Source organism: Vibrio sp. 10N.222.48.A3 (assembly GCF_041475345.1).
GTDB lineage: Bacteria > Pseudomonadota > Gammaproteobacteria > Enterobacterales > Vibrionaceae > Vibrio > Vibrio tasmaniensis_A.
Window position 1 is genome coordinate 1 of record NZ_JBFRVX010000384.1, and the last position, 5,824, is coordinate 5,824.

A 5,824-nucleotide genomic window follows, 5' to 3' on the forward strand; every position below is an offset into this window, starting at 1 on the left:
CATCAATCGCTACATTGTATTCTGGTAAGTCCGCATCGTAGATACGGTAACAATCTAATTGCTCTTTCTTAGCCCACTTGCCAATTTTACCGATGTTCTTTTTAAGACGGTTTGCGAAGTCTGGAGCAATAAGTTGCTCTTGTTCACCCGTTGGACGCTCTGACATCGGACGGTCCGAAATTGAGTAGTTCTTTTGGTGACACGGTAACGCACCATTGTTCAATTTGAACTGTTTGTCTGCACGCATACGTAAGCAGCTAAGCAGTTCGTCAGAACTAGAGAAGATAGACGCGTTACAACCGCCAAATTCCGCTTTAAGTTGTGCACCGAATGCCGTGTAAAGTGCAATCAAACCCGGCTCTGTGCCAAGACGCTCACCATAAGGTGGGTTTGAAACAATCACACCATCAGTAAACTCGGTAGGACGCTTAAGCTTTGCAGCATCGCCTACTTCGAATTCAATCAGCTCTTCAACACCAGCACGACGAGCATTGTCACGCGCTGTTTTGATCATGCGCTCGTCATTGTCGTAGCCATAGAACTTACACTCTACTTTCTTAACGCCACGACGACCTTGAACGTTCGCTTCAGCTTTCACTTCAGCCCACAGTTCTGGTTCAAAATCTTCTAGTGATTCAAAACACCACTTCTGGCGCTTAACACCTGGAGCCATGTTCGCAGCCATCATTGCCGCTTCAATCACTAACGTACCTGAACCACACATTGGGTCTAGGAAAGGCTTAGTTGCGTCCCAGCCACTACGAAGAAGAATCGCTGCAGCAAGGGTTTCACGCAATGGTGCGCGGCCTGATTCTGGACGATAACCACGTTGGTGAAGACCGCTACCTACCATATCAACACCAAGAATCGCTTTATCACGATGTAGACGAACGTGAATACGAATATCTGGATTTTCTTTGCTGATAGACGGACGAGGCAAAGACTTTTTCTCAAAGCTATCAACAACGGCATCTTTTACTTTCATCGCACCGTATTGGCTATTACGGATTTCGTTGTTTGTACCGTTAAAGTCAACAACAAAACGCTTAGAGCTATGGAATTGATTTACCCAGTTAACCGCGGTGGTTGATAGGTACAAATCCATGTCGTCCATACAAGTGAATTCAGAAAGGACACGTACAAATCTAGAAGCCAAACGACTCCATAAACAACAACGATAAATTTGCTCATTGGTCGCTTTGAATTTAACACCTGCTTGAACAGGTTTTGCATTTGTAATCCCTAGTTGGGTTAGTTCTTCAACTAATAAATTCTCAAGGCCGTTTGAGGTAACCGCTAGATATTGATTCATAGTGTTCTTTTATTGATAAAAATTAGCTCGATTATACCTGAATTTGTTATTAGAGCATCACACTAAACTTGTCTTTTCATTGAATCTTTCGACTAACTGGCTAGCAAACACACAGTCATGAAGCGATCGCTTACCCACATCCCCTTAGAACATAAGACTTATCAAATCAGCACAATTTATGACCAAACATCGGCCAATGCGGCGGTGTGAATTTATATTCACCTTAAAATTGGTATATACCAGAGTCAATTTAGGACTGAAAGTTAGCTACAAAAGCACAAAAACAGGGAATAAAGGGAGGTAATTTACACTTCTGCCGATGAAAATAGGCAGAAATTAAGATGAAAAAACAGTCACAAGTTCACTAATTAAATAGTTAAGCGGTGATGTATTTATCTGGATGAGGTTTTTTAGGCACAAAAAAATCGGCTATTGAGCCGATTCTAAGGAAGGTTTGATAGGTTTATGCGTTGCAATGTGTGTTAGAAATGATGAACTAAACTGGGGAATTAACCGACCATTGCAATATGTGTGTGGTGAAAATGAAGAATAGAGTTCGCGTCTACCATCCTATCGTGCATCACTTTAATCGAGTCTCCATAGCTTAACCCTTTTGAAGGTGTGAGCAGAAACTCCTCTAAGTCGACAAATGCACATAGGCTCGCACACTCTCCCACTTCCAATACAATGAAGTAACCTAGGCTATGCTCGTTATTCATTTGTACGATATCCCCTTCTTGAGGAGATTCGTGGCCAGCGCCTTGTGAATCGAAGAACCAGCTTTTAGGCTGTACAGGCTTGTGGAAGCGCTTTGCTGCCACACAATATAGTGCGAGTTCAGCTTGGCGAGGCTCAGACAGTTCTAAGCCAGAAATTTGTTCTTTGAAGGTTTGGTATGAAGATGCGTCATCAACGGTGAATTCATTATCTCTAAACGCGCAGTCCACCAGCTTATTGCGGACCAGATTCGTTTTGAAAATCATATCCTCTCCGAGGTTTAGCATTAATGAACATTGCTGCTCATCGTAATACCAACTCCATGTATCGCTAGGTTTAAGCATCATTTCGTCTCACACTGTTGAACCATTCCATTAGGTAAAACGCAAAATTACCTTCAATTACAGTAATTTTACTGAGCAATAGGCAAAAAAAAAGAGGAAATGAATTCCTCTTTCTTATCGCTTCTGTCTACAACTCAGTGAGTTACAGTGTCTCTTTTAGCAAGACGATGCCAAATTATAGCTTTCCTAAAAAAAACCAAATCTTTTTGATAACTCTGTTTTTAAAAGCTCTGGGTTTATAAAAGCTCTGGTTTTCGGGGACTATAAATTTTTAACGATGTCGCCTACAAGACCTGGGCCTTTGTAGATGAAACCAGAGTAAACTTGTACAAGCTTCGCGCCTGCCATCATTTTCTCTTTTGCAGCAACGTAAGAGTCAACGCCACCTACTCCAATGATCGGCAATGCGTCACCAAGTTCTTCGTGAAGTTTACGAACCACTTCAGTACTGCGAGATTGAACCGGACGTCCACTTAGGCCACCCGCTTCATCGCAATGTTTCATGCCTTCAACGATTGAACGATCCAATGTTGTGTTTGTTGCGATCACACCATCGATCTTATTTTTGATCAATGATTCACAAATTTGGCTAATTTCGTCATCACTTAGATCCGGAGCAATCTTAAGAGCAAGAGGAACATATTTACCATGCTTCTCTTCTAGTTCAGATTGTTTTGTTTTAAGTTCAGACAATAGATCGTCTAGAGCTTCGCCGTATTGTAGAGAACGAAGTCCTGGAGTATTTGGTGAAGAGATATTCACAGCAATGTAACCAGCGTATTGATATACCTTCTCCATACAGATCAAGTAATCTTCAGCGCCCTTTTCAATTGGTGTGTCTTTGTTCTTACCGATGTTGATACCTAAGATGCCGTCATAGTTCGACTTCTTAACGTTCTCAATAAGATTGTCGACGCCTAGGTTATTGAACCCCATGCGGTTGATGATACCTTCAGCTTCAACAAGACGGAACAGACGTGGTTTGTCATTACCGGCTTGTGGACGAGGAGTTACCGTTCCTACTTCAACGAAACCAAAACCCATTGCGCCAAATGCATCAATACATTCGCCGTTTTTATCTAGGCCAGCCGCTAGGCCAACTGGGTTTTTAAAAGTAAGACCCATGCATTCTACAGGTCGATTAGGTAATTGTTGGCGATACAAAAGATCAATAGGAGTGCCTGTGAAGCGTTTGAAATTTTGAATTGCAAGATCATGTGCCTTTTCGGCATCAAGTTGGAAAAAGCCAGTTCTGGCTAGACGGTAGAGCATTGTGCCTCCGATAGAAAAAAGCCCCGTGTAAACGGGGCGATATTATTTACTTATTTACTCAACTATTCAATCTATTACTGTCTGTAAGGGTAAGATAATCGAGTTTGTTAGCGAATGAGGTTCTTTATTAAGCAAACGTTATCGTTTCAGCAGTCAGTTTACTCATTTCTAGTCTCTACCATATTACAGCCACCCACTCTTTTAACAACAAGCAAGGTGTCCACGAAGTGGGTCCGTCAAAAGAAGTGGGTCCGTCAAAAATCGTCAGATCGATTGATGCCACTTTATAGAAACGAAAAAGGCAGACCTTATGGCCTGCCCTTGTGTCTTTCGTTTTATCTAATCACTAATCTGTCGACATGCAGTTTAGATTCAATAACATCAACTCACGAAGTGCTACTGAGAACTTGGCAAACTCATGAACCGAACCTACTTTGAATTCATTGAGGATACTTTCCCAACGATGTAGAGAAACAGAGTTACTTTCCATCCAATCATCAAGCGCTTTAATCACATCGATGTCTGAAGCACAACCGCAGTTAAGCACTTGGCCAGTTAGCTGACGTTGCTGCCAATCCAGATCTTCTCTGAATGCTGCACGTGCCAGCGCTTGCCAGTTGTTATCTACAGCTTGACCATTGATTTGCTTCAAGAACCAGTGCAGAGACAAACGGTCGCCAAGGTTGAAGTAAAGCTTCGACGCTTGTTGTACTGTTTTACCCGTCTCACGAGCTACTGTGGATATATCCAGTGCCGAGTACAAGCTAGACAAACGCGCAACTGAATTAGCCAACTCAGGGGTTACGCCTTGGTCAATCCATAACTGTGCCATTGCGTTATGCTCTTCTACTTCAGAAGCCACTAGGTTTTCATCCAGTTTCTCTGTGATAGTAAGAACATCGCCTTGGTAAAGTTCAATCAATGCTTTCACTGACTGTTTTCCGGTACGGTTTCTTAGCAACCAACGAGCCAAACGACGAAGTGTACGACGAACATGGTAGATCAATTCATATTGAGCTTCAGAACTTGAAACATTGTCCAGTTCACGGATGCTCTTCAGAACTTTGCCAAGACCATAGATTTCACGTGTTGCCGCGTAAGCATTGGCAATATCAACAATATTTGCGCCCGTCTCTTCTTGCAGACGAGTAACGAAGTTACAACCCATCTCGTTAACCATTTGGTTAGCCAGTGCCGTCGCAATGATTTCAGAACGTAGTGGATGATTATCCATGTGCTGAGAGTAGTTACGACGTAACGCTGTTGGGAAGTATTGCATAAGCTGTTGAGCATGGAATTCATCATTAGCGATATCATCACTAACAAGATCTTCTTTAAGCACCATTTTACCGTAAGCAACAAGTACAGAAAGCTCTGGTCTTGTTAGGCCTTGGCCCTGCTTTTCACGCTCAAGCAGTGTTTCGTCATCAGGGATGTATTCCAAACCACGATCCAAGTACCCTGCTTTTTCCATTGTATGAATAAAGCGGATTTGCTCTTTGACTAAGCCAACACCTTGATGCTCAGTAACCGAAATAGACTCAGCTTGGCAATATGCGTCGTCTAGTACGATTTCGCCCACTTCATCTTCCATTGATTCAAGCACTTGGTTACGTTGCTTAACGGTTAGATCACCATTAGACACCAAACCATTCAAGAATATCTTAATGTTTACTTCATTATCCGAACAGTCAACACCACCAACGTTATCAACGAAGTCAGTATTAACGCGGCCACCCGTCAGCGCATATTCAATACGACCCAATTGAGTCATACCCAAGTTACCGCCTTCACCAACAACCTTAGCTTTCAGGTCACGGCCATCGATACGAAGGACGTCATTTGCACGGTCACCTACGTCAGTATGAGTCTCGTTCGAAGACTTAACGTATGTACCGATACCGCCATTCCAAAGAAGATCAACCTGCATAGACAAGATCGCTTTGATCAAGTCATTTGGTGCCATTGATGCTTTCTTAGTACCTAGCATTTTCTGAATTTCAGGCGTCAGAGAGATAGACTTCGCTCGACGAGAGAAGATGCCACCACCTTGAGAGATAAGGTCTTTGTTGTAATCTTCCCAGCTTGAACGAGGAAGATTAAACAAGCGCTCACGCTCTACCCAGCTTGATGCTGATTCTGGATTCGGGTCGATGAAAATATGCATGTGGTTAAACGC

General features: G+C 42.7%; 4 protein-coding genes. All 4 read right to left on the bottom strand.

Annotation, left to right across the window (positions count from 1 at the left end):
* A partial coding sequence (gene rlmKL, locus AB4653_RS11850) for a bifunctional 23S rRNA (guanine(2069)-N(7))-methyltransferase RlmK/23S rRNA (guanine(2445)-N(2))-methyltransferase RlmL (protein ID WP_372104238.1) occupies nt 1–1,312 on the bottom strand: 1,312 nt, incomplete at its 3' end.
* 509 nt (nt 1,313–1,821) lie between these two features.
* Nucleotides 1,822–2,376: a cell division protein ZapC gene (locus AB4653_RS11855; protein ID WP_102257889.1), complete on the bottom strand. Its 555-nt coding sequence runs from the start codon at nt 2,374–2,376 to the stop codon at nt 1,822–1,824.
* 258 nt (nt 2,377–2,634) lie between these two features.
* Entirely contained in the window at nt 2,635–3,645 is a 1,011-nt protein-coding gene (pyrD, locus tag AB4653_RS11860) for a quinone-dependent dihydroorotate dehydrogenase (RefSeq protein WP_009846660.1), read from the bottom strand.
* A gap of 346 nt (nt 3,646–3,991) precedes the next feature.
* Nucleotides 3,992–5,824: NAD-glutamate dehydrogenase domain-containing protein (locus tag AB4653_RS11865; RefSeq protein ID WP_372104241.1), on the bottom strand; the 1,833-nt coding region annotated here is incomplete at its 5' end.